The organism is Endozoicomonas sp. Z74 (genome assembly GCF_057680865.1).
This window is the reverse complement of record NZ_JBLYZI010000030.1, coordinates 20,682-45,824: the sequence shown is the minus strand read 5'-3', so window position 1 is coordinate 45,824 and position 25,143 is coordinate 20,682. Positions and strand designations below refer to the sequence as shown.

Genomic DNA, 25,143 nt, shown 5'->3' with positions numbered 1-25,143 from the left:
CAGCCCTGGCAGGTCAGCAATCTCCCCGAAACTCTTTCGAGTCTCCGCAGCCGGTTCAGCCTGCTGCGAAAACCGTTCCGGGGAAAACACAAACCGTTGAGCGATTACGCCTCTTCAATCCCCTGGCTGCGCAGGTAATCGTCGTAAGTACCATGAAAATCAACAATGCCGCTGTCTTTAATTTCGATGATGCGGGTGGCCAGTGAGGAGACAAACTGGCGGTCGTGGGAAACAAACATCAACGTTCCCGGATAATTTTCCAGCGCCAGGTTCAGGGACTCAATAGACTCCATATCCATATGGTTGGTGGGTTCGTCCATCAACAGAATATTAGGCCTCTGCTGAATCAGCTTGCCAAACAGCATCCGACCCTGTTCGCCCCCGGAAATCACCTTTACGGACTTTTTGATATCACTCTGGGAGAACAGCATGCGACCCAGCACACCTCGAATCACCTGTTCATCGTCGCCTTCATTGGTCCACTGGCTCATCCAGTCGAACAGGTTCATGTCCTTTTCGAACTCATCGCTGTGGTTCTGGGCGTAATAACCGATATTGGCGTTTTCTGACCACTGAATGGTGCCGGTTCGGGGCGCCATTTGCCCAGCCAGGGTATGAAGCAGAGTGGTCTTACCAATACCGTTTTGGCCAATAATGGCGATTCGCTCGCCCACTTCAACCATCAGGTTAACGCCTTTGAAGAGGTCCTCTTCGTACCCCTGGCTCATCTTTTCCACCACCAGGGCATTACGAAACAGCTTCTTTTCCTGCTCAAAGCGGATAAAAGGATTCTGTCGGCTGGAAGGCTTGATCTCCTCCAGCTTGATCTTGTCTATCTGACGGGCCCGGGAAGTGGCCTGCTTGGCTTTGGAAGCATTGGCCGAGAACCGGCTGACAAACGACTGCAGTTCAGCAATCTGGGCTTTCTTCTTGGCATTCTCTGCCTGCAGGCGTTCACGGGCCTGGGTGGCGGCAGTCATGTACTCGTCATAGTTCCCTGGCAGCACCTGCAACCTTCCGTAATCCAGATCCGCCATATGGGTGCAGACACTGTTCAGAAAGTGGCGGTCGTGGGAAATGATGATCATGGTGCAGTCGCGCTGCTTCAACACCCCTTCCAGCCAGCGGATGGCATTGATATCCAGGTTGTTGGTGGGCTCGTCCAGCAACATGATGTCCGGATCGGCAAACAGTACCTGGGCCAGCAGCACCCTGAGCTTCCAGCCCGGTGCAACGGCACTCATGGGGCCGTAATGCTGTTCAATGGGAATATCCAGCCCCAGCAGAAGTTCCCCGGCACGGGCCTCGGCAGAATAACCGTCCATTTCACCAAACTGCACTTCCAGGTCTGCCACCCGCATGCCTTCTTCTTCGCTCATTTCACCTTTGGCATAGATGGCATCCCGTTCTGCTTTTACTTTCCAGAGTTCGGCGTGGCCCATGATGACGGTGTCGATCACCGTGTACTCTTCATAGGCAAACTGGTCCTGGCTCAGCTTGGCCATCCGCTCATTGGGATCCTTGATAACGTTGCCGGAAGTGGCTTCCAGTTCGCCACCCAGAATTTTCATCAGGGTTGACTTGCCACAACCGTTGGCGCCAATCAGTCCGTAACGATTACCGTCGCCAAATTTGACGGAGATGTCTTCAAACAGGGGCTTGTCCGAGAACTGCATGGTGATGTTGGCTGTGGAAATCAAATTATTGTCCTGCTTTTCGTTTATGTGTCATCAATAGAAAGGGCAAATCAGCGGCGCAGCCTACAGTGACTGAGCCCTGTGCAGCAATAGGGAATTTACAGACTCCTTTCGATTTCGGCCTGATCACGACGAACTCAAGCCTTTGCTACCGCCTGCAGACAAGCTTATGCCAATAACACCTAAACCGTTGGATTTCTGATGGCGGAAAAGGCCACGGGAATATCCTCAAGCAGATCATAAACAGGCTGGTTATCCTCGGTGTAATAGGAAACGGTGGACTCAAAAGTAGAATGGCTGGTGGAAACACACTGAAGATAGTGCGTCACTCTCACCCGGAGACTGACTTCCTGGTTATAGTCACCACTGGGCGTTCTGTAGACTGCCTGACTGACCAGTGGCAGGTTGCTGATGGCAGAACCATCATTATTGGTGACAGCGCTGATGGTGTCGTATTCTAAAAAATCAGTGGCGGAGGGCTTGATCACCAGACTGTCAGGCCCAGTGTAGAGTCCATTCGGCGTGCTGCTGAGATTATAGCCATGGTTCACTTCATCATCTGCACTGTTGTTGGCAACAGTAAAGTCAGCAACGGTCTGAGAGACTCCGCTGGTACTGCTTTCGGAGACACCCACAGATAAAGTGGGAACCCCTTCCTGTTCACTGGCACCGGCACTGACCCCCAGGGTTTCACCACTGGAAAAGGAAGTGGCACTGGAACTTGTGGCGGGAATATCTTTGAGCAAAACCGGATTATTACCAAACCCGTCGACCCCCATATACACCTTGACCTTTTCCGTGAACCAGCCCCTTTGAGTATCCGTGTCATAGACCATATCACCGGTATGGCTGGCGGCAACGGTGCTGTTTTCCAGGGAAATAGTCAGAAACTTGCTATCTATGCCATCAAAGCATTCCAGCTTTATGGACAGCTGCAGGGTAATTTCCGGAACCTGGCCGTCATACCGGTCATCCGTCCCTTTGATGGAGTAGGTATAATATTGCGTATTGGAATCACCGCTCATGTTATTGTTCCTTCAATGATCCATTCCTTATCCTAGAATGAAGGATTTCACCGGTTTTTTCACGACAAAAGTGCCATTCATGGTTAGACTTCAGGCCTTTGCCATCAACCGACCCACCCTTCATGCCTATCCAACTTCACTGCCCTGTCTGTCACACCCCCCTGAACAACACAGAGAAAGGGGCAAGCTGCGCCAATAATCACCAGTTTGACCGGGCTCGCCAGGGTTACCTCAATCTGCTTCCAAGCCATAAGAAGCGCAGCAAAAACCCGGGCGATGACAAGGCGATGATTCAGGCAAGAACCCGTTTTCTGAGTGCCGGATACTATAAACCCGTCGTACAGACCCTGGCTGAAAAGATTCAGTCACTGGTGGGCCAGGGCAAGCCCCCGGTTATTCTGGATGCCGGTTGTGGCGAGGGCTATTACACCGCTGAACTGGAGTCCATGATCAACCAGAGCACGGTGTGCGGAGTGGACATTGCCAAACCGGGTATCGTAGCCTGCAGTCACCGCAGCAAAACCGTTCAGTGGCTGGTGGCCAGTGTCAGTGACCTGCCATTGGCCGACAATCAGTTTGATATCATCGTCAGTGTCTTCTCCCGCTGCCACTGGCCTGAGTTTTCCCGGGTACTGAAACCCGGAGGGCACATCCTGGTACTGACCCCTGGCCAGAATCACCTGATGAGCCTCCGCCAGGCCATTTATCCACAGGTACACCCCTATCCCGAGGATAAGAGGCTCCAGAGCCTTCCGGACGATCTGGAACGGATTGATACCCTGCCCGTCACCGACACCCTGGAACTGCCAGACCGCCAGACCATTATGGACCTGCTCGCCATGACGCCCCACTACTGGCACGTTAAACCTGACCAGAAACGCCATCTGGAAACCCTTGAGCATCTGAGCTGCCCCCTGGACATGCGCCTGTCCGTGATTCAAAAAGTACAAACCGGCCACTGAAAGCAGGTAAATACCGTAATAAACACTGCGGTATATCAACCTTATTCCCTTCTCCCGGTGTTATAAGGAATAAGGCAGGAACAGGTCAGACCCCGCTGCTGGATCCGGCCTCTGCTGCTTTTCAATAAGAAAGGGGGAATTCGTCATGTTCGGGTTAAAGCAGCTCGTCACAGGGCACCAGGATCAGAACCTCTTTAACCAACTCGCCTTCAAAGCCGAAACGGCACTGGGTGTGACACTGGCCATTGCCGTGATTCAGGCTCTGACCTACGGCACCGACGGTCAACGCCTGGCCCTGATCGCAGGCTCTCTGCTGTCCATTGCCGTTCTGGCCGGTCTTTGCAAAGGAGCCCGAAAAATCCTCTGTGGAGCGCTCAGCTACATCCCCTACCTGTTCGGGATTTATCTGTTCTTTTTCGAAGGGTTTATACGACTGAATCGATTGATGGGCCGCTTTACTGTCGAAGATACTGCTCTGGTGATTGTTTTTTTCCTGCTGGGAAATATTGTCGCTACAGTCGGTTATAATGCCATTACTTACGCCAAACGCATGAAGCAGGCGCACTGACGTCAGGATTTCTGACCACAAGGCAGTATTAATGGAAGCAACCGTCCCACAGGCTCGTGAAACAATAACGACCTGGTATCTGGAGATGACCCGTCCCGACCAACTTATCCCCAAGGCGGTGGATAACCCGGACTTTGTCATTCAGGAGTGCCAGGTTAAACAGTACTCATTTAACCGCTTCCTTTACGCACTGGTGGGTAAAAACTGGCAATGGACTGATAAACTGTCATGGTCTGATACTCAATGGCAGGAGTACGCCGAAAACGACAACCTTCGCCTGTGGGTTGCCTGGTACCAAGGCAGTCCAGCCGGTTATTTTGAGCTGCAAAACGTCCAGGACCATGTTGAGATTGCCTATTTTGGCCTGGCTGAACCGTTTATCGGGAAAGGGTTGGGAGGCGCGCTGTTAAGCAATGCCATCGAAAAGGCCTGGGCATGGAATGCTCAACGGGTATGGGTAAACACCTGCAGCCTGGATCACGCCCACGCCCTCAAGAACTACCAGGCCCGCGGACTTCAGGTCTATAAAGAAGAGTGCGCCTGAAGGTGCCTGCCGGACTTACGACCACTTCACTATTACTTTCTATCCATTCATCAGTCACGCAGTAACCCAATGGCAAAAGCAGCAAAACGACAGGCTTCTTCGCAGCAGACCCGGGATGAAGCGAGTAAAATTGCCCGGGCAACCCAGCGCCCAGGGCAAACCAAAGAACAGACCCGATTGATTGCCCAGGGCATTCAGAAGGGGATTGATCAATACAAGAAGCAGCAGAAAGCCAAAGCCCGTGAGCTGGATCGCCACCTGAAAAAAGTCACCCGTCAGGCAGCGCAACCCCTACAGGAAAGCGAAAGCAAAACAGCCTCTCCTGCCACCACCCCTACCGAAAACAACTCGGTGCCCACCAGAGTCAACTGGTTGCCCTGGGGGCTTCTGGTGCTCAGCTGGCTGGGATTTCTGGCTTATTCGCTGCTGTGAAAAACAGCTCCTTGAGTATGGATTTTTAAAACAGCAGCTCAACCAGGCCATCGCACAGAAGTGTGATAATCACAATACCCGCCAGGTTAAGAGCCATTCCACTACGGGCCATCTGCCGAATAGGCAACATACCCGAACCGTAAACAATGGCATTGGGCGGTGTAGCCACTGGCAGCATAAACGCACAACTTGCCGCCAGTGCTGCGGGTATGGCCAGCATAGCCGGATCCATTCCCAGAGAGACGGCCAGAGCGCCTAACGGCGGCAAAAAGGCTGCGGTGGTCGCAGTATTACTGGTGACTTCGGTCAAAAAGATAATCACCGTTACCACCAGGGCAATGGCCACCAGGGAAGGCATGCCCCCGAGAATGTCCATGGAACCGGCAATCCACTCTGCCAGGCCTGTCCGACGAATCATGGCCGCCAGACTCAAACCACCACCGAACAGCAGCAGAACATCCCAGGGCATCTTCTGCATCTCCTTCCAACTCATGAGAAACTCCAGTTTGCTCAACCGAACCGGACAAAGGAACAACAGAAGAGTCGCCATCATGGCGATGGAAGTATCAGACAGGCTCAGCCATGGCAGTAGCCCACTCAGCCATGGCCTCAAAACCCAGGCACCGGCGGTCAACAGAAAGATCACCATGACCGCTTTCTCCGGCCTGCTCAGGGCGCCAGCGCCTGTCTGTTGTTCCTGCAGAGCCTGTTTTACAGATAGATTGTCATCCGACCCCAGGTCATAACCGGACCGACTCAACCACCAGCCAGTCACCAGCAGCATCAGAAAAGAAGCGGGCAACCCAATAATCAGCCACTGGGCAAAGCCGATTTGCACCCCATACTGTTCTTCCAGAAATGCCGCCAGCAAAGCGTTGGGGGGAGTCCCTATCAAGGTTCCAAAGCCGCCAATGGAGGCTCCATAGGCTATGGCGAGGAGCAGGGCTACCGGGAACCCTTTACTCATTCGCCCCTGCTCTCGCATCATGGCGATGACGGAAAGCCCTATGGGCAACATCATGATGGAGGTGGCGGTATTGGAAACCCACATGCTGATCAGCGCTGTCGCTGCCAGAAACCCAATGACCAGTCGCTTTTCACCGGTTCCCACAAATAACATGGTTTTCAGGGCCACCCGGTTATGAAGCCCCCAACGCTCCATGGCCAGCCCCAGAACAAAGCCCCCCATAAACATAAAAATCACCGGGTGAGCGTAAGGCGTTGCCACTTTATCAATACTGGCCAGTCCCAGAATGGGCGCCATAATCAACGGCAGAAGAGCCGTTACCGCCGTGGGCAGGATTTCCATAGACCAGAACACCGCCATCATCATGGCCAGCCCGGCACAATGCCAGGCCTGCTCACTCATACCCACAGGAGGCTCAACGATCAGGGTGAGACTTTGCAGGCCGACCCCGAGGAGCAGTCCTGCCAACCAGAAAATTGTGCGGCCGCCATTGTCCGCCTCCAGTTCCTGGTGTGATGAATCGGGTGTCATGGCAGTCTCCATGGGTATTGGGAAAGTGGACAGGCAATCTATAAAGTAATCGGTCAAAGCCCTCACAGATTGAATAACACGGGTGACTTCTGGTTCTGTTATACTCCGTCCCTCTGATGGTATACCCCGTTCCACCACCGCCATTCACAACCACAACCTCAAGAGCCTGCTTTGACCAGTCCCCGCTTTAACCGCTTGCCGCTTCCTGCTCCTCTTCTAAGCAACCTTGATGCTCTGGGCTATCGGACGATGACTCCGATCCAGCAGCAGAGCCTGCCTGAAATCCTGGAAGGGAAAGATCTGATCGCCAGGGCAAAAACCGGCAGTGGTAAAACCGCCGCTTTCTCCATAGGCCTGCTACTGAAACTGAAGCAACGGAACTTTGGCTGCCAGGCCCTGGTGCTCTGCCCAACCCGGGAACTGGCGACCCAGGTGGCCCAGGAAATCCGGCGACTGGCCCGTTACCAGCAAAACATCAAAGTGGTGACCCTGTCCGGCGGGCAACCCATCGGCCCCCAGATAGGCTCCCTGGAGCACGGAGCCCATGTGGTGGTGGGAACACCCGGCCGTATTCAGGATCATCTGAGAAAGCGCACCCTGAGCCTGGAACAAGTGAGCACCGTGGTCCTTGATGAGGCTGATCGAATGCTGGATATGGGATTCATTGATGCCATGGAAGCGATTCTGGCCCACACACCGGCTCAACGCCAGACACTGCTGTTCTCTGCCACCTACCCTGTGGGTATCCGCCAGTTGAGCAGCCGGTTTCAGGTGAACCCGGTGGAAATAACGGTGGAATCCTCCCATAGCCACGAACAGATTGAGCAGCGCTTTTACCTTGTAGATGACCATTCAGGCAAGCCTGCAGACAAAAACGGTAAACAAGCCATGCTGCTAAAGCTGCTGGCCCATTACACCCCCGAGTCCTGTGTGATCTTCTGCAACACCAAGCAAGCCTGTAAAGAGGTGGGTACCCAGCTCTATGAGCAGGGATACAAACCTCTGGTTCTGCACGGGGACATGGAACAGAAAGAGCGGGACCAGATGCTGGTTCGCTTTGCCAACCGAAGCGCCACCCTGCTCATTGCCACAGACGTAGCGGCCAGAGGGCTGGATATTGATAGCCTGGCAGCGGTGATCAACTATGACCTGAGCCGCGATCCGGAAGTTCATGTACACCGGACAGGACGAACCGGGCGGGCAGGAAAAGAGGGGCTGGCACTCAGCCTGTACACCCGCCGCGAACAGTACAAACTGGATCGCATCAGTGATTATCTGAAGGCGCCCCTGGCTTTTGGAGACCATAAAACCCTCACTGACCACTCAACTGTCCTCCAAGCCCCCATGGTCACGCTGGCCATTGATGGCGGCAGGAAAAATAAGGTGCGTCCCGGTGACATTCTCGGAGCCCTGACCGGTGAGGCAGGTATACCCGGTGACCAGGTGGGTAAAATCAATATTTTTGACTTTGTCGCCTATGTTGCGGTTAAGCGGGAAGTGGCTCGCAAAGCCCTTGCCCAGCTGGAAAAAGGAAGAATCAAGGGAAGGAAATTCAAAGTCAGAAGACTTTGATCGTATATTGACCCACAGAGTCAAACAGGCGCTCCCGACTGCACTGCTATAATCAGAACCGGGCGGTATAAAACATCCGCCCAATACAGTTTTACTCTTCAAGTCTACATACTCTGCCTATACCGGCAAACGGTATTACATGATTTGTGAACAGAAAGCCCTGAAGGCCTCAATCCTCATGGAAGCCCTGTTTGGGGTATTGGGGCTGGCGGTGGCTTGCCACAGCAACTCGGCCGTTCTGTTTATTGACGGAGCCTATTCCACACTCTGTATCTTTATCATGATGGCTAATGTTCGGGTGGCCCGTCTGGCAGCTCAGCCAACCACCCGGCTAAAGCCTTATGGCAGTGCAGCACTGGAACCTCTTTCCATCATACTCCAGGCGCTTCTGATTATTTTGTTATGCACCGTATTGATCACGGTTTCCTGCTACCGCTTGATCAACGGCGGCTATATTCCTGTATTTTCAAGTGCCGCCCTTTACGAATGCATTTCTGTCGTGGCCGGTATTGGAATGACCGCCGTGTTTTATCGACTGTCCAACCACCAGTCATCACCCATTTTAAAAATTGAATACCAGGAGTGGCTGGTGGATACCGCCCTAAGCACCACTGCGCTTATGGCTTTTATTATCGGCCTGCTGCTAACACCTCTGCACGCTGTCACCCCTTATCTCGACCCGGCCATGACGCTTCTGATCACCCTTGTCCTGATCCGGTTTCCCCTGAAAACATTGATGGCCAGCATCCGGGAGCTGACTCTCCGGGAACTGCCACTGGCTGACATTACCACCCCTATTGAACAATCCATTGAACAAACCGCCACCGACAGCCAGATAAAACTGACGGGTCTGCGAATGATCAAAGTGGGCCGCTGGCTATGGCTGGACATTGAAGTAGACTGTTCTCCGGGTATGTCCGTTGATACCCTGGCAAACCTCCAATATCAGGCTCGCTGCATAGTAGGTCAGCATTGTGAACACTACCGTGTCCAGGTGCTTTTCCCGGAGAACTGGTCACAGTCCGCTCATGGCCATCAGAACCACGGACAAATAAACCCGGTGAAAAACAGACCAGGTTAAGAAACAAAGTTCTCCAATCTCTTCCAGTACATCGTTCAAGCGTATTTATAAATACATGGCCGACTAAAATACAAAAAGGACAAACAAACCTGGGTTCTATTCCAAAGTGTTTCAAGAACCGTTCTGATTCAACCCATGCCTCCACTATAACTATGCAATACTTTTGGCTGGCTACCTGACAAAGGGCCCACTGAAACCACTTCCTCCATGACAGGTTTTTATTTGCCTTAACCTGGAATTAAAATGCAAAAACCAAAATCAGATGCCCCTGTTCTATTGAAACCTGTCCTTCTGAAGAGTCAATCAGAACGATCGGGATCAGCACCTGCAATCAATGACCATTTTATAAAGAAAAACGGCCAGATTTATGCCGGTGAACACATCATTATTGATTTCTGGGGAGCAGAGAGCCTCAGTGACCTGAAGCATATAGAGAAGGCCTTAAGACAATGTGTTCTTGCCTGCAAAGCCACCCTGCTCCATATTCACCTGCACCACTTCAGCCCTAATGACGGTATCTCAGGGGTTGCCGTTCTTGCGGAATCCCACATCAGTATTCATACCTGGCCTGAACGCCAGTATGCAGCCCTGGATGTCTTCATGTGTGGAAATACCCTGCCAAACAGGGCCATTAATATTCTTGAGCAGGCATTGCGTCCGGAACGAAAAGAAGTCAGAAACCTTCTGCGGGGGCAGCTGTCATTATGAATACTTTTTTTGAAACGCTGTTTGATGGCTACGGTCAGGAATTTGAAATCAATCGCCTGCTGTTTGAACAGAAAACCGAACATCAGCATCTGGTTGTGTTTGAAAACACCCGCTTTGGCAGGGTAATGGCCCTGGACGGCATCATCCAGACCACCGAGGCCGATGAATACTTTTATCATGAAATGCTGGTTCATGTACCAGTCATTGCCCATGGTAAAGTCAGGAATGTATTGATTATCGGAGGCGGTGACGGGGGTAGCCTCAGGGAAGTGCTGAAGCACAAAGGTGTTGAGCAGGTGACCCTGGTCGACATTGACCGGCAGGTGATTGATATTTCCCGAGAACTTCTGCCCGGCCACAGCCAGGGAGGCTACGAAGACTCCCGCCTTAATCTGGTCATTAATGATGGTCTGAAGTTTGTTCAGGAAACGGACCTGACGTTTGACGTCATCATTTCTGACTGCACTGACAACATTGGCCCGGGAAAGTCGCTGTTCAGTGATGCATTTTATCAGGGCTGCCGCCGTTGCCTGAGACCGGAGGGTATTTTTGTTGCCCAGAATGGCGTCCCTTTTTTTCAGCCTGACCAGTTGCTTGAGACCAGCAGGAAGCTCCCCAATTATTTTCAGTTATCCACCTTCTACTGCGTTCCAGTCCCCTCCTACGTAGGAGGGTTTATGGCACTGGCATGGGCTACCGATAAACCGGAACTGACAAAAACTGAACTTCCCCTTCTGACCCAACGACACCAGGCCTCAGGGATGGCAACCCGGTATTACACACCCGCCATCCACCGGGCCAGTTTTGCTTTGCCACAATACATGCTTTCAATCCTGAAGATGCAATGAACAGGCTTACCATAAACCCCATTCATCAGGCCAGATACTGGCGCTCTCTTGTTAAAGACTATGGATCCCCTTTGTGTGTGATTGATTGCTGGAAACTGCTTAAACAATACCAGCAGTTATGTCAGAGCCTCCCCGGGGTCAGGCACTTCTACGCAGTGAAGGCGCTTCCGGAAAAAGCTGTGCTTAAAACACTCGCTCTCCAGGGTGCCGGTTTCGACATCTGCAGCCTTGGTGAACTGGAGTTGCTTCAAAGCTTTGACGTTTCATCCAGGGCTATTCTTCATACCCATCCCATTAAGAAAGATCAGGATATATCCAGCGCCCTGAGACTGGGATGCACAACATTCGTTGTAGATAACCCGCTGGAACTTGAAAAGTTCAAACCCTACCGCCACCGGGTGGCGCTGCTACTGAGATTGAGCTTTCCCAACCCGACATCGCCGGTTGACCTCTCTGCAAAATTTGGCTGCACGCCTCAAAATGCAGCTCTGATTCTGAAACAGGCTCAACAGGCAGGCCTTATCATCAAAGGGCTCTCCTTCCATGCGGGTTCTCAGTGCCCGGGCCCGGAGAACCACGTCAAAGCAATTCAGGCCTGCTGTTATCTATTGAAAGAAGCGGCCAGAAAACACGGGAATGCGCAGCTGAATATACTGAATATTGGTGGAGGCTTCCCTGTGGAGTACTGCCAGCCAGTCCCGGACCTTAATGACTTCTGCCAGCCCATCCGACAGGCGCTGGCAGAGTTGCCGGACTATATCAATGTTCAGTCAGAACCGGGTCGTATACTGGCAGCCCCGGCAGTCACCTGCATATCAACTGTGGTTGGCTCTGCACAGCGGGAAAAGGCTCTCTGGTATTATCTTGACGATGGTCTTTACGGCTCCTATAGCGGCCAGCTGTATGATCATGCCAGGTACCCACTGACGGTTTTTGGCGATCGACACAACCTCCAGCCATCGGTCTTTGCCGGTCCTACCTGTGACAGCATTGATGTTATTGCCAGAAATACCCTGAGCCCAAGACTCAATCCTGGAGACCTGGTGCTTGGCAAACAGATGGGGGCCTATACCCTGGCCAGTGCCACTGACTTTAATCATCAGCCCAGGGCAAGAGTCATCGCCCTCCATCAGCCAGCTCAAAAGCACCCCAAAAATGATCGCAACCGATGGGAGTATCCCTATTTGTGCATAAGGCAACGTGCATAAGTGGAGCCATGATTCCCTCACCAGGATATTTCAGGGCTGATCGTGAACTTTTTGCCGATTTACGGCTCTATCACTGAGTAATTAGAACGATTTACCTAATAAGAGCTGACAATCATGGTACAGATTACTGAGCTCAGTGAGAGTCAAACCGTCAGAGATATACCGCTTCCTCAACCGTCTCCCACTGATTCCGGGCAATTTAAGGGGCGAACTGCAGAACCCGTTTCCCCCCAGAGGCCGCCATTGAAACGGCGTCATTCATGCAGTGACCTGCCTGAGCATTGGAATCAAACACCCATTGCCAACAGAAGTAACCCACAATCGGTTAAGAAGCCCAGGCTCCAGCGAAGCCTCTCAACCCCCACCGGGGATCATCAAAACGTCCAGACAGACCTCACTGACAGGGCTGCCCGACTGATGAAGCTGAAAAAGCAGACAGAAAAACAATTAAGGAAAGAAGGTGAGAAGTGCTTTGAAGACTATCAGAAAGCCTTTACCCCATATACTCAGCTTTCTCTTGCCCACAGTGCCGCCGGAGCCCTGAAACCGTTCAGTGCAGCATGCTTAAACAGCGAAGATAACAAAGTGCCCTTGATGGACCTTCTCAAGCAGGCCAATGATCAATTGACGGCAGAAGTGGAAGTCACAATAACCATCGGTAAAAGAAAACTGACCCTGATCCCACCCGATCCTTCGCTCACCGAAGAAGAAGCCAGAAAGTACTACCCCATGGCAGTAAAAGCACTGGCCAACTGGAAGCCTGCTGATGCCGGGAGTGTCGTAGACCTCAAAGCACAGTTGTCACAGGCAGAGAAAGCACTGAAACAGGCAAAAGAGGCTCTGGATGACGTTGTTATCATCCTCAGGAAAAAGGGGATCAGCAACCCATGGGAAGCCCGGCTGGAAGAAATTCACAGCAAACCCGTAACCCTCCACGCCTCCTGTTCAGCCCCTAAAAGCAAAGACAGCGTGGAAGTGAAAGCTGCCCCCCGTTTGCCAGCGAATAAAAAACATCCTCCGTCACAGGGTGTTCCAGCTGGATAAAACAGCACCTCCCAGTTATGCGTGACTAAAAAATGATCACGCCCGGCTTTCCGGGCTTGATACCTCAACCAGAGGCGGCAACGGGCACTCCATAATGACCGCTATTGCCCGCAGAGCCTGGGCCTCCGCCAGCATTACTTTGCCATCATGGTCAATACAGCGGCAAAGGGCATTCAGTAAATCTTTCCGGGCATCACTATAAAGCAGGGAAATCTTTTCCAGCGCCTCATTCAACACCCTGAAATTGACTTTTTCCTTATCCGCCACGGACTGCAATCCCAGTGACTGCATGGTCTGCACATAACATTCCCGCTTATCATTCAATGCCATGCCCGACATACTGACCAGAGCCTTGACGACAATCCCCACCTCCCGATTCAACCGTTTCAGGGAGCGATATTTTTCATACCGGATGGTCCCTTCCGGCCTTTGCTCCCGAGCCAGAGAGTGATGAACAATCGTGGTCAGCGCCCACTCCATAACCGAAGTTTTGCCATCCGCTCGAGTCAGTTTCAGCAACATTGACTGTAACCCCTGCTGCTGATTCCGGCTGGCGGTTTTTAGCGCAGGCAATGCCATATCCAGAATCGACAGACGATCCTTGAGCAAACCCGCACACTCCAGCTCTTCCTGTAAGGCCAGGGTTCGGTTGAGAGCTTCAGGCAAAGGACTGTGAGCAATGATATCGCATTGCTTTTTCAGGACAGAGGGGGTTTCATCCAGCACCAGCGCCATCAGAACCAGTTGAACGCCCTCTGGGTCATAGATGGCCTTTGACAGCCGCACGGGGAGCGTCTGAACCAGGCTCCGGGCATACTTCCTGTGGGCTTTCCCCGGAGCCCCCATGGACTGGACCGATTCCGACAGGCTGGCTGCGGATGCAATCAGCGCCGTACCTTCATGGCCGGAACCTCCCGGTTTCCCTGGTCGCTCCTGAGGTGAAACAACCGTTGCTTCGGGAATGATAAACGCCCCATCCCAGCGAGGCGTTAACCGGCGAATACGGTTATCCAGCGGCGGATGAGTCGCAAACCACCCCGTTAAAAAACGGTCAACCGATGAGCCAAACATCATATGGCTGGTCTCAGGGGCAGAGGCACTGTCCAGCCTCGAACCAAATATGGAACCCCCGATTTTTTTCAGGGCGTTTGCCAGGCCCTCGTTATCGCGGGTGTATTGCACAGCCGATGCGTCCGCCAGATACTCTCTGGTTCGGCTGACCGATGAGCGGATCAGGCTGCCGAAGAATGCTCCGCTGTAACCGGTCACCATCAATCCCAGTCCGGTTACAAAAAGGAAGTGGCTGCTTTTTGAACGGGACAGCGTCGCACTTCGCAACATCGCATATCCCAGATCCGCCAGCATGGTGATCCCGAAGATGATCCCTATCAAACGCATGTTCAGTCGCATATCGCCATGGACAATATGGCTGAACTCATGGGCAACCACCCCTTCCAGCTCATCACGACTCAATTGCTCCATGGCACCACGGGTCATTCCTATCACGGCATCATGGAGCCGGAAACCGGCAGCAAAGGCATTAATGCCCTCTTCCCCATACAGAATGTAAACCGCCGGTACAGGAGCCCCCGAAGCAATGGCCATCTCTTCCACCACATTAAGCAACCGTCGTTCATAAAGATTGTCGGTGGATGGGTTGATCATCTTTGCCCCCAGGGACTCGGCAACGCCTCTGCCTCCCCCCTGGGCCAGAATCAGGGTTTTAATGCCCCCTGCAATCATCACCACCGAAACGATAAGGGCTGACGACACCTTAAAGGTATCCATTGTGAAAAAACTGGAAAGGGCCTGCTGATAACGGACACTGCCATACAAGGCGTACAACAGGTTCGTAGCAACGATAAGTCCAAGCACCGCCAACAGCATCAATACCAGTAAGAGACGGGTTCGGGTGCGGGCCTCTTTCTGTCGCTGAAAAAAAATCATAGCCTGTCCATCACTCAGAAACGGACGTCTGGTGCTTTCTGCAGGCTGGCACTGTCTTCAAATTCCAGCAGAGCCGCATCCTGTTTATGGCCAAACTGACGGGCAAAAAAAACGGGAGGAAAAGACTGCCGGTAACGGTTGTATTCGGTAACCGAATCATTGAAAAACTGGCGGCCCCTGGAAACACGGTTTTCGGTGCTGGTCAACTCTTCAGTGAGCTGCTTCATATTGTCACTGGCTTTCAGTTCCGGGTAGCTCTCCATCACCACATTCAGCTGACCCAGTGCACTGGACAATAACTGTTCCGCTCCCTGAAGCTGTTTCATGCTTGGAGCACTGAGCGAACCGGAAAGGGTACTCAGTAATTTAGCCGCCTGGTTACGCGCACTGATCACCTGCTCCAGGGTTTCCTGCTCATGCTTCAGGTAGCCCTTTGCGATTTCAACCAGATTCGGAATCAGGTCATAGCGCCTTTTCAACTGAACCTCTATCTGGGCAAAGGCGTTTTCATAGTCGTTTTTCCGGCTAACCAGGCTGTTATAAATATGAATGATGTAATAAATCACTCCCCCAATAGCAGCCAGGGTTATGATGGTTGAGCTTTCCACGGCAGGCGTCCTTGATCTTGTTGTCTAAACGACCAATTATTCCAAAGTTTTTCCTGGGAAGCACAGTGATAAATCAACGGAAGCGGATTATGGATCAATAATATGGCTAGCTGAATACTGAATCATATCCACCGCCTCACTGGAAAGTTGATTCTGAATCTCCTGCAATTGAGCTTTCAGATCATCAGGCCTGGCTTTTTCATTGGCCAGTTGCTTGCTGGTGCTGTCAACGAGCTCTTTCAGTGGGGCAGCCTTCGTCTCCACATGAAGCACTATTTCATCAATTTTGCCCTGCTGCTGTGGACTGTAATTCTCTTTCTGCTCCTGCAACTGGGAAAAGAGCCGATCAAAGCCTTCTGGTGTTTCATTTTCAAGAATCATTGCGGCCTGTTCATCAATATTGTTACCCAGGAAAAAGTCTCGAATCATCTCATTCTTTTCACTGATCCGGCTCTCATGCAGCTCCGTCACTGTTTGCAACTCCTGCTCCAGTGCCGCCATCAGCTTCTCGCTCTGGACTGAGGCCGGGTTCATCTCCAGGTAATCCATTTCCCCCTGAATCTGGTTTACTTCTGTTTTAATGAACTGTAACCGATCCTGCAACTGACTGGCCGTCATCGCCTGAGGGTTACGGCTGAGCAGAGATTTACTCTCAGGTCTTCCTCCCGTCTCCTGCCCCCCCAGGATAGAAGTCGCCTCTTTAAACTCAGAAACCTTACGGCCTTTATAATCCCCTGGTTCAACCTGTGGTGAAGCATCCTCCAGCGACAGATTCTGGACTGAAGCCCCTCCAACGCTGCCAACACCCTGTCCACTCATACTTTCATCCCTGCCTGTATTTGTGAATCAATACAATCAATGATAGCAACCGTCAGGCACCCTCGGTCTGATGCACCCTCCAGACTGCCGCCTCCACCCTTGAGCGCACTCCCAGCTTTTTCAGCAACCGTTTGACATGCACCTTCACCGTCCCTTCACTGATGGCCATTCGCCGGGCGATCATTTTGTTGGCCAGCCCCTCGGCAATCAGGCTGAGCACTTCCTTTTCTTTGGGGGTCAGCTCATCCAGTTTGCTCTGGGCCTTTGGTTCAGGACGCAGCACAGAAGCCAGCACTTCCGCCAGCCGGTCATCCACCACCAGCTTTCCCCGGGCGGCCTCAGACACTTTGGCCAGCAAATCTTCCGGCTCCATATCCTTCAGCAGATACCCGTCAGCTCCCGCCCGAAACATGGCTGCCACATCTTCACGATGTTCGGAAACCGTCAAGACAATCACCTTGCAATCGACGCCCGCGGCCCTCATTGCCTTCAGGGTATCCAGACCATCCATCCCCTTCATGTTCAGGTCCAGCAACACCAGATCCGGTTCCAGAGCCAGCGCCAGCTCCAGACCCGACTGTCCGCCGCCGGCTTCACCCACCACCTGTAAACCGTCTTCTTCGTCAATCAACTGAGCCAGCCCTTTTCTGAGAAGAGGGTGATCGTCAATCAACAACACTGCAGTATCATTCATATCCATAGGATTTATCCGCCCACACCATTCAGCATCCGTTATCAGGCTACATCAAATTCCAGATACACCTGGGTTCCCCCCAGCGGCCCCGGACGAATATCCAGGGTTCCCTCCATACTGGCCGCCCGCTCACGCATAATCGTTGTACCATAATGCCCGGAATCCGGCTGGTTGTCCGGTATACCGCAACCATCGTCTTCTACCAGAATCGCCACAGCACCGTCCTCTTTCTGGAAGCAACGAACAATGGCTTTAGTGGCCTGTGCATGCTTGATGACATTAACCAGAGCCTCACGAACAATCTGCAGGGCATGAATCTGGTGAGGGGCATCAATGCTGCAATACCTCAGCTGGTAGTCCAGTTCAAATTGAATCTCCGGCGCTCTCTGGCCGTATTCATCCAGGGTTTTATTCAAGGCCTTCTCCAGATCCCCTTCGGTCAGGGTCAACCGGAACGTTCTCAACAGTTCTCTCAGCTGGGTATAGGCGCTGCTGATGCCTTCCTGCAGCTCAGCCAACACTGTGGTGACCGCAGGCAGAGCACCCGTCTTATCCAGTTGACGCCTGAGCCTCAGAGCCTGAATCTTCTGGTAGGACAGAGCCTGAGCCAGAGAGTCATGCAGCTCCCTGGCAATCACCGCCCTCTCTTCCATCAATAACAACCGCCGCTCCTGGGTTCTGGAGCTGCTCTGATAAAGGGATGTGGCGACAATATCCGCAAAGGTCTGTAGCCACTGCCGGGCCTCTTCACCCCGTTCACTGCCCGGAGTCACTTTCACCTTCAGAAACCCGAAACTCTGCTGTTTGGCCAACAACTCAAACTGCCAGCTGTTGGAACCTGCCAGAATAGGGGCTTCGGTGTTCCTGAGACAGTTAACACAGCTATTGCCGGAACAGGATGAGGGCTCGGCTTCCAGTGAAATTTTGTGCAAACGGACGCTATCGGCGCTCCCGGAAAGACAGATGTACGCACTGTCCAGGGCCAGAAGGTGTTTCCACTCATCCATCATGCGGGCCACCAGCTCACCGTCATAGGGATTGGCAGCCAGGCTCCGGGAAGCTTTGTACAACAGCTCAAGGGCCTTGTTTGACTGGGCCAGCGCCTCCGTCTTTTGCGCTACCTTGAACTCCAGTTGACCATAGAGATGACTGAGGTCATCGGCCATGCCCTGAAAGGTCCGGGTCAACTGCCCCATCTCATTCGGGGAGTCATAGGACAGTGATAATCCAGTAAAATCGCCTCCCTGAACCTTTCTTGCCGCCGCTCCCAACTGCCCCATTGGCTGGAGGATATGTTTACCGATAAACCGGAGGGCGATCAGGCCAATCCCAAGAATGCCCATCAATGCCAGAAGGGCCGTAATAAACAGCTGCTGTAGCTTCTGCTCGGTGTTCAGTTGCAGGGCCTGAACCATCCTGTCGATGTGATCAACAAAGTCGGGAACCTGGTCAACAAAGGCTTCATAACCGGCAGGATCCGACAGCAAAGGCTTCATATGCTCACGCCATTCCCCGAGCACTGACCGATAGGCATTGCCAAGAGCATCCTGACGATCCTGCAGTTTAGCCAGTGGCTGGCTATTGATGCTGTTGTCGTAAATATCGATGAGCCTTAACAGCGCCTCCTGGCTGGTCAGCTCTGGAATCAGTACCTGCTCAGTCAGACGCCAGGACTGCATGCGCAGGGATCCCGCAATATTGATGGCAGCGGCATCACTCTCAGTCACCACCGCAAACCAGATGGACGAACCGACACTCACCAGTGCCAGCAGACAGATGCCCAGAATCACGGCAAGCGCCTTTTTCTTCAGGGAGGCGCCCTTTTTCATGAAAGTCATTTTGCCATGGACATTTTCTCTGGAAATGCCGCTTTTGCGGGTGCTGCTGCTCTGTTGCAACTCCGGATGAACCGTGGATTGATCCAGATCAAACCTCCTTCACTTAATGGTTTGTACCTCTAAATAGCCCAGGGGGGACCTCAGGGGACTGTGCAGAATTCAGAGATCATTGGCAATACCTGAAACCCCCCTTTTCCCGGCGGTTTTTCTGGGTTCCTGAAGGACACTCCAACATCCCCCCGCACCACCAATATACCTCTTTAGAGGTACAGGCGTTATACCCCGAACTCTACCCCGTATTTACAGGGGGTTCCCCCTGTTTTCCGGACCGTTATGATCCCTGTTAACCAAGCTTTTTCAACGCGATTTCAATAACCGATAAGTACAGCCAGTCATGGGGGCAAGCAGCATTCTTTCACGTCGTCGTTTTCTCAGGGGTTCCCTGCAGCCAGGGTCGGTCTTTCGCCCTCCATGGACCCCACCCGAAGTTGACTTCACGGATCAGTGCCGACGCTGTGGAGACTGCGTCTCTGCCTGTGAAACCGGCCTTCTGAAAAACGGCAGTGGCGGCTTTCCTGAAGCGGACTTCAGTCGGGCTGGCTGCTCATTCTGCCAGTCCTGCGCCAACGCCTGCCAGTTTGATGTGATCAAGGTCACGGAAGCGGATGCCTGGCACATCAAACCCGGAATCAATGACCGCTGCCTCGCCCTTAATCAGGTTCATTGCCGTACCTGTCAGGAACTGTGTGAAGCAGAGGCGATTTCCTTCCAGCTCAGAGCCGGTGGCGTGGCTTTACCACAGGTACTGACAGACCTCTGCAGCGGATGTGGAGAGTGTGCAGGAGATTGCCCGGTCAACGCCATTGCCATGACCCATTCGCTGCCAGACAGCCAGGGACAGGAAAAACATCGTTCTATTACCACCCAGGAGGTGTCATGACCCAACAGACTGAAATAGGCGCCATCTCCGGAGTGGTTGTCCGGGCATTGCCGGAAAATCTATCCGACGTAACCCGTCGTCTTGAGAGCCTGCCCGGAGTGGAGGTCCATGCCAGTGACCCATCCGGCAAGCTGGTGGTCACTGTTGAAGAACTGCCCGGTCAGAAGCTGATGGTTGACCGGTTAACCGAAATGAATGCTGTGGCGGGGGTTTTGTCTGCTGCACTGATTTATGCGCACCAGGAGTAAGTTATGTCTACTGATCTGAGGGATCTGAAACAAAGTCGAAGGGACTTTATAAAAAGCAGTGCCATTGCCGCCACTGCTGCTGCCGCCGGGGTCAGCACCTCCGCTTCCGCGACCAACCTGATCACCAGCAGCAAAGACACTGAGATCAAATGGGACAAAGCTCCCTGTCGTTTCTGTGGCACCGGCTGTTCTGTCCTGGTGGGCAGCAAGGATGGCCGTGTAGTAGCCACCCAGGGAGACCCGGAAGCACCGGTTAACCGCGGGCTGAACTGCATCAAGGGCTACTTCCTGTCAAAAATCATGTACGGCGCTGACCGTCTGAAAACCCCGCTGCTGCGCATGAAAAACGGTGAATTCCATAAGGACGGTGACTTCACCCCCATCAGCTGGGACCAGGCCTTCGACATCATGGCTGACAAATGGAAGGCAGCCATGGCCAAAACCCGGAACTCCGATGAGATGCCACCGGTCGGTATGTTTGGCTCCGGCCAGTGGACCGTCTGGGAAGGCTACGCCGCCGCCAAGCTGATGAAAGCAGGTTTCCGCAGCAACCATATCGACCCCAATGCCCGTCACTGCATGGCGTCTGCCGTTGTTGGCTTCATGCGTACCTTCGGCATGGACGAGCCCATGGGTTGCTACGACGACTTCGAAAAAGCGGACGCCTTTGTGCTCTGGGGCTCCAATATGGCGGAAATGCACCCGGTGCTCTGGTCCCGCCTGACAGATCGCCGCCTATCAAGCGACAACGTAAAGGTAGCTGTACTTTCCACCTTTACCCACCGTTCTTTTGAGCTGGCAGACAATGGAATTATATTCACGCCACAAAGTGACCTGGCCATTGGTAACTACATTGCCAACTACATCATCAGCAATGGCGCAGTGGATCAGGACTTCGTTAAAAAGCATGCCCACTTCCGCCAGGGTGTCACCGATATCGGCTATGGTCTGCGCCCGAACCACCCCCTGGAGCAACAGGCCAAAAATGCGGGCAACGGTGGCTCTAAAGAAATTACCTTCAAAGAGTTCGCCAGCTTTGTCAGTGAATACACCGCTGAAAAAGCCTCTGAGCTCTCCGGCGTACCGGTAAAACAGCTGGAAGACCTGGCCAAACTCTATGCCGACCCCAAGGTTAAGGTCATGTCCCTCTGGACCATGGGCGTTAACCAGCACACCCGCGGTGTGTGGATGAACAACATCATCTACAACCTGCACCTGCTGACTGGCAAGATTTCCAAGCCCGGCTGCGGTCCCTTCTCCCTCACCGGACAACCCTCCGCCTGCGGTACCGCCCGTGAAGTGGGCACCTTCGCCCACCGTTTGCCTGCCGACATGGTAGTCGCCAAAAAGCCCCATCGCGACAAGGCTGAAAAAATCTGGAAACTGCCAGAAGGCACCATTCCCGCCAAGGTGGGCTATCACGCCGTACTGCAGAACCGCATGCTCAAGGATGGCAAACTCAATGCCTACTGGGTGATGTGCAACAACAACATGCAGACCGCTCCGAACATGAACCAGGAAGGGCTGCCCGGTTACCGGAACCCTGACAACTTCATCGTGGTGTCTGATCCATACCCAACGGTCACCGCCCAGGCCGCCGACCTGATTCTGCCAACGGCCATGTGGGTAGAAAAAGAAGGGGCTTACGGTAATGCCGAGCGCAGAACCCAGTTCTGGTATCAGCAGGTGCATGCCCAGGGCGATGCCAAATCCGACCTCTGGCAGCTCATGGAGTTTTCCAAGCGCTTCAAGGTGGAAGAAGTCTGGTCTGATGAACTGCTGGCCAAAGCACCGGAGCTGAAAGGCAAGACCCTGTATGACATTCTCTACCGCAACGGCCAGGCCGACCGTTTCAGCCTGAAAGAAATCCCGGAAGAACGGTTGAACGACGAAAGCCGTGATTTTGGTTTCTATGTACAGAAAGGCCTGTTTGAAGAATATGCCAGCTTTGGCCGTGGCAAGGCTCACGACCTGGCGCCCTTCGACATGTATCACCAGTCCCGCGGACTGCGCTGGCCAGTGGTCGATGGCAAGGAAACCCTGTGGCGTTACCGCGAAGGCTATGACCCTTACGTTAAAAAGGGAGAAGAGGTCAGCTTCTACGGCAAGCCCGATGGCAAAGCCTGGCTGTTTGCACTGCCTTACGAGCCACCCCATGAGACCCCGGATGAGGAGTTCGATCTCTGGTTATCCACAGGCCGGGTACTGGAACACTGGCATTCCGGCTCCATGACCCGTCGGGTACCGGAACTCTACCGGGCCTTCCCCGATGCCGTGATTTACATGCATCCGGAAGACGCCAAAGCCCGTGGGCTGCGTCGCGGTATGGAAGCCAAAATCGTGACCCGGTATGGCGAGGTCCGGACCCGTGTTGAAACCCGTGGACGGAACAAAACACCGAAAGGACTGGTCTTCATGCCGTTCTTCGATGCCGGACAGCTGGTGAACAAACTGGTACTGGACGCCACGGATCCGCTTTCCAAAGAGACCGACTTTAAAAAGACCGCTGCCAAGGTGGTCAAGGTCTGAAACTGAAAGCCTGATTGTGAAAGGACTGGACTGAACCGTCATGAGTACCCAAAAGGCCATTACCGGCAAGCACGCTTCCGGCACTCCCGGAGAAGCATCCCCAGCGCCTGCAGCGCCAAGGAGAGCGCCTGCTGCCATGGGTAAAAAGCCTGGTAAAAACGACAGTAACCACCTGAGTCGCCGCCGCTTTCTGGCCAGCGCTGCTCAGGCGACCTGTGCTGTCAGCCTGCTGGGCATGGGCATGACATTTGTCGCAGACAAATCAAAAGCCCATGGTTCCCAGGCCCTGCGCCCACCCGGTGCGCTGGCGGAAGATGAGTTCCTTGCTTCATGCCTGCGTTGCGGGATCTGTGTGCGGGACTGTCCCTATGACGTGTTGAAACTGGGCACACCGGAAGACCCTGTGGCTTCAGGAACGCCGTTCTTTGAAGCCCGGGAGAACCCCTGTCTGATGTGTGAGGACATTCCCTGCACAGCCCACTGCCCCAGCGGCTCACTGGCGCCCGAACTGACCGACATCACTGATGCCCGCATGGGGCTGGCCGTGCTGATCGACCGGGAAAACTGCCTGAACCTCCAGGGCCTGCGCTGTGATGTCTGCTACCGGGTCTGCCCGCTGATTGATGAAGCCATCACGCTGCAGCGTTCCCGGAACCCCCGGACCCATGTTCACGCCATCTTCGAGCCGGTGGTGCATTCCGATGCCTGTACCGGCTGTGGCAAGTGTGAGCATGCCTGTGTTCTGGACGAAGCAGCCATCAAGGTGGTTCCCCACGAGCTGGCCCAGGGCAAACTGGGTCGGCATTACCGGCTTGGCTGGAAAGAGGAAGAGCGGACGGGACAGAAACTGGTGCCCCGTAACCTCAAACTGCCCGCCCACCAGCCAGAGGGAGACAGCTTATGAGCAGGACTCCAGGCCAGGAAGCCATTAACGAGATGGGCTACTGGAAGGCCTTTCGCTTTCTGGTACTCCGCCGTACCTGCCAACTGACAGTGCTGGGAATGTTCCTGGCCCTGCCTCTGGCCGGACTGCCGCTGATTAATGGCAATCTGTCGTCCAGCAGGATTCTGGACACAGTGCCCATGAGCGATCCACTGGCCATCCTGCAAAGTCTGCTGGCAGGTCATCCGGTGGTGGCCACGGGACTGATCGGCGCATTGGTGGTGATCAGTCTCTATGCCCTGCTCGGTGGCCGGAGCTTTTGCAGCTGGGTCTGTCCAATCAACCCCGTCACCGATCTGGCCGCCTGGCTCAGAAGGAAACTGGGGATTCGCAACAGCCACAAACTGCCCCGAAGCAGTCGCTACTGGATGCTGGCCCTGGTGCTGGCACTGCCCGTTGTCACGGGCATGATGGTCTGGGAAATCTTCAACCCGGTCAGCCAGGTCCTGCGCGGCATCCTCTTTGGCATGGGCGCTGGCTGGTATCTGATTGCCGGTATCTTCGGGTTTGATCTGCTGATCAGCTCCCGGGGCTGGTGCGGCCACCTTTGCCCTCTGGGTGCCTTCTACGGATTGCTGGGACGGTTCAGCCCACTGCAGGTCAGTGCCACCCGGCGAAGCGCCTGTGATGACTGCATGGACTGCTATGGGGTCTGCCCGGAACCACAGATCCTGCCACTGGCTCTGAAGGAAACAAAAGGCCAGGGCCCGGTTCTGAAAAAAAGCGACTGCACCCGCTGCGGCCGCTGCATTGATGTCTGCGCCAAGCGGGTTTTCCAGTTCCAGACACGCTTTTCACAACAATCACAGCACAAACAACCGACTTTAACCTCTTCGGACGCTGCCCCATCCACTCACCAGGGCAGTGAGCTGAATAATGAATAACCAGGAAGGCGGAGAGACTGCCATGAGATCACTAAAAGCCTTTAACCCACTGAGCGCCTTTAAAAAACAGTTGCCCGCTATTCTGGCAGCCCTGATCACCGTTGTGGCCAGCCACACTGCAATTGCTGAAACCGGCGGTATGGACTCACTGAGAAGCAACAATCTGTCTGAGGAAGCCCCGGCAGAAGCCCTGAAGAAGACACTGGAAAGCGACACCGTGATGGCCCGCGACTTTATCCAGCAGCCCCCACTGATCCCCCACGACATCCGGGGCTACACCGTCGATAAAGACGTCAACACCTGCCTGCGCTGCCACAGCTGGAAAAATGCCAGCAAATGGGGCGCTACCCGGATCAGTGTCACTCACTTCTATGACCGTGAAGGGAAACAGCGTGCCGACGTAGCACCAAACCGTTACTTCTGCCTGCAGTGCCACGTGCCCCAGGCTGACGCCAAGCCGCTCAAGGAAAACACCTTTGAGCCTGTGGATTCCCTGAAGAAATAAG

General features: G+C 53.7%; 24 protein-coding genes. 16 read left to right on the top strand and 8 right to left on the bottom strand.

Going from position 1 to position 25,143, the window contains the following annotated elements:
- Positions 1-104: 104 nt before the first annotated feature.
- Positions 105-1,700, bottom strand: a complete 1,596-nt coding sequence (locus tag ACNRUY_RS11045; protein ID WP_488111690.1) for an ABC-F family ATPase — start codon at positions 1,698-1,700, stop codon at positions 105-107.
- 179 nt (positions 1,701-1,879) lie between these two features.
- Positions 1,880-2,722, bottom strand: coding sequence for a hypothetical protein (locus tag ACNRUY_RS11040; protein ID WP_488111689.1), 843 nt, complete (start codon positions 2,720-2,722; stop codon positions 1,880-1,882).
- 122 nt (positions 2,723-2,844) lie between these two features.
- Here ACNRUY_RS11040 and ACNRUY_RS11035 point away from each other — a divergent pair, with 122 nt between their 5' ends.
- The 4 genes from ACNRUY_RS11035 (at position 2,845) to ACNRUY_RS11020 (ending at position 5,228) form a co-directional block, all read left to right on the top strand.
- Positions 2,845-3,684: a putative RNA methyltransferase gene (locus ACNRUY_RS11035; protein WP_488111688.1), complete on the top strand. Its 840-nt coding sequence runs from the start codon at positions 2,845-2,847 to the stop codon at positions 3,682-3,684.
- Positions 3,685-3,829: 145 nt separating this feature from the next.
- On the top strand, positions 3,830-4,252 hold the full coding sequence (locus ACNRUY_RS11030) for a hypothetical protein (RefSeq protein ID WP_488111687.1): 423 nt from the start codon (positions 3,830-3,832) through the stop codon (positions 4,250-4,252).
- Positions 4,253-4,283: 31 nt separating this feature from the next.
- Positions 4,284-4,796, top strand: a complete 513-nt coding sequence (locus tag ACNRUY_RS11025) for a GNAT family N-acetyltransferase (RefSeq protein ID WP_488111686.1) — start codon at positions 4,284-4,286, stop codon at positions 4,794-4,796.
- A gap of 69 nt (positions 4,797-4,865) precedes the next feature.
- A complete protein-coding gene (locus tag ACNRUY_RS11020) occupies positions 4,866-5,228 on the top strand; it encodes a DUF2956 domain-containing protein (protein WP_488111685.1) in 363 nt (120 codons plus the stop codon).
- Between the two features lie 25 nt (positions 5,229-5,253).
- Here ACNRUY_RS11020 and ACNRUY_RS11015 read toward each other — a convergent pair whose 3' ends face one another.
- Entirely contained in the window at positions 5,254-6,726 is a 1,473-nt protein-coding gene (locus tag ACNRUY_RS11015; RefSeq protein ID WP_488111684.1) for an SLC13 family permease, read from the bottom strand.
- Positions 6,727-6,897: 171 nt separating this feature from the next.
- Here ACNRUY_RS11015 and dbpA point away from each other — a divergent pair, with 171 nt between their 5' ends.
- The 6 genes from dbpA to ACNRUY_RS10985 all read left to right on the top strand — a co-directional run bounded on the left by dbpA (position 6,898) and on the right by ACNRUY_RS10985 (position 13,187).
- A complete protein-coding gene (gene dbpA, locus ACNRUY_RS11010; RefSeq protein ID WP_488111683.1) occupies positions 6,898-8,298 on the top strand; it encodes an ATP-dependent RNA helicase DbpA in 1,401 nt (466 codons plus the stop codon).
- Positions 8,299-8,437: 139 nt separating this feature from the next.
- The gene (locus ACNRUY_RS11005; RefSeq protein WP_488111682.1) at positions 8,438-9,379 is read left to right on the top strand and encodes a cation efflux transmembrane domain-containing protein; all 942 of its coding nucleotides are present in this window, start codon (positions 8,438-8,440) and stop codon (positions 9,377-9,379) included.
- 243 nt (positions 9,380-9,622) lie between these two features.
- Positions 9,623-10,087: an adenosylmethionine decarboxylase gene (gene speD / locus ACNRUY_RS11000; RefSeq protein WP_488111681.1), complete on the top strand. Its 465-nt coding sequence runs from the start codon at positions 9,623-9,625 to the stop codon at positions 10,085-10,087.
- On the top strand, positions 10,084-10,935 hold the full coding sequence (speE, locus tag ACNRUY_RS10995) for a polyamine aminopropyltransferase (protein WP_488111680.1): 852 nt from the start codon (positions 10,084-10,086) through the stop codon (positions 10,933-10,935). The genes speD and speE overlap by 4 nt, the downstream gene beginning before the upstream one ends.
- Positions 10,932-12,143, top strand: coding sequence for a type III PLP-dependent enzyme (locus ACNRUY_RS10990; protein ID WP_488111679.1), 1,212 nt, complete (start codon positions 10,932-10,934; stop codon positions 12,141-12,143). Before speE ends, ACNRUY_RS10990 begins: the two co-directional genes overlap by 4 nt.
- Before the next feature lie 243 nt (positions 12,144-12,386).
- Positions 12,387-13,187 (top strand): hypothetical protein, encoded by an 801-nt coding sequence (locus tag ACNRUY_RS10985; RefSeq protein WP_488111678.1) that lies wholly within the window; start codon positions 12,387-12,389, stop codon positions 13,185-13,187.
- 36 nt (positions 13,188-13,223) lie between these two features.
- Here the strand turns inward: ACNRUY_RS10985 and ACNRUY_RS10980 are convergent, their stop codons facing one another.
- The 5 genes from ACNRUY_RS10980 to ACNRUY_RS10960 all read right to left on the bottom strand — a co-directional run bounded on the left by ACNRUY_RS10980 (position 13,224) and on the right by ACNRUY_RS10960 (position 19,153).
- Positions 13,224-15,134 carry a M48 family metallopeptidase gene (locus ACNRUY_RS10980; protein ID WP_488111677.1) on the bottom strand — a complete coding sequence of 637 codons (1,911 nt, stop codon included), beginning with the start codon at positions 15,132-15,134 and terminating at the stop codon, positions 13,224-13,226.
- A 14-nt stretch (positions 15,135-15,148) separates the two neighbouring features.
- Positions 15,149-15,742 carry a LemA family protein gene (locus tag ACNRUY_RS10975; RefSeq protein WP_488111676.1) on the bottom strand — a complete coding sequence of 198 codons (594 nt, stop codon included), beginning with the start codon at positions 15,740-15,742 and terminating at the stop codon, positions 15,149-15,151.
- Between the two features lie 87 nt (positions 15,743-15,829).
- The gene (locus tag ACNRUY_RS10970) at positions 15,830-16,561 is read right to left on the bottom strand and encodes a hypothetical protein (protein ID WP_488111675.1); all 732 of its coding nucleotides are present in this window, start codon (positions 16,559-16,561) and stop codon (positions 15,830-15,832) included.
- 52 nt (positions 16,562-16,613) lie between these two features.
- Entirely contained in the window at positions 16,614-17,255 is a 642-nt protein-coding gene (gene narL / locus ACNRUY_RS10965) for a two-component system response regulator NarL (protein WP_488111702.1), read from the bottom strand.
- Between the two features lie 41 nt (positions 17,256-17,296).
- Positions 17,297-19,153 (bottom strand): histidine kinase, encoded by a 1,857-nt coding sequence (locus ACNRUY_RS10960; RefSeq protein ID WP_488111674.1) that lies wholly within the window; start codon positions 19,151-19,153, stop codon positions 17,297-17,299.
- Positions 19,154-19,487: 334 nt separating this feature from the next.
- On the opposite strand from ACNRUY_RS10960, the gene napF reads away from it, so the two are divergent.
- Genes napF through ACNRUY_RS10930 form a run of 6 tightly spaced genes read left to right on the top strand, consistent with a single transcriptional unit; the run spans position 19,488 to position 25,142 of the window.
- Positions 19,488-20,033, top strand: coding sequence for a ferredoxin-type protein NapF (gene napF, locus ACNRUY_RS10955; RefSeq protein WP_488111673.1), 546 nt, complete (start codon positions 19,488-19,490; stop codon positions 20,031-20,033).
- Positions 20,030-20,281 carry a chaperone NapD gene (locus ACNRUY_RS10950; RefSeq protein ID WP_488111672.1) on the top strand — a complete coding sequence of 84 codons (252 nt, stop codon included), beginning with the start codon at positions 20,030-20,032 and terminating at the stop codon, positions 20,279-20,281. Before napF ends, ACNRUY_RS10950 begins: the two co-directional genes overlap by 4 nt.
- A gap of 3 nt (positions 20,282-20,284) precedes the next feature.
- Positions 20,285-22,810 carry a nitrate reductase catalytic subunit NapA gene (gene napA / locus ACNRUY_RS10945; RefSeq protein ID WP_488111671.1) on the top strand — a complete coding sequence of 842 codons (2,526 nt, stop codon included), beginning with the start codon at positions 20,285-20,287 and terminating at the stop codon, positions 22,808-22,810.
- A gap of 40 nt (positions 22,811-22,850) precedes the next feature.
- Positions 22,851-23,714, top strand: coding sequence for a ferredoxin-type protein NapG (gene napG, locus ACNRUY_RS10940; RefSeq protein WP_488111670.1), 864 nt, complete (start codon positions 22,851-22,853; stop codon positions 23,712-23,714).
- Positions 23,711-24,637: a quinol dehydrogenase ferredoxin subunit NapH gene (gene napH / locus ACNRUY_RS10935; protein WP_488111669.1), complete on the top strand. Its 927-nt coding sequence runs from the start codon at positions 23,711-23,713 to the stop codon at positions 24,635-24,637. The genes napG and napH overlap by 4 nt, the downstream gene beginning before the upstream one ends.
- Positions 24,638-24,659: 22 nt before the next feature.
- Complete coding sequence (locus ACNRUY_RS10930) at positions 24,660-25,142, top strand: nitrate reductase cytochrome c-type subunit (protein ID WP_488111668.1); 483 nt, start codon at positions 24,660-24,662, stop codon at positions 25,140-25,142.
- Position 25,143: the final 1 nt, after the last annotated feature.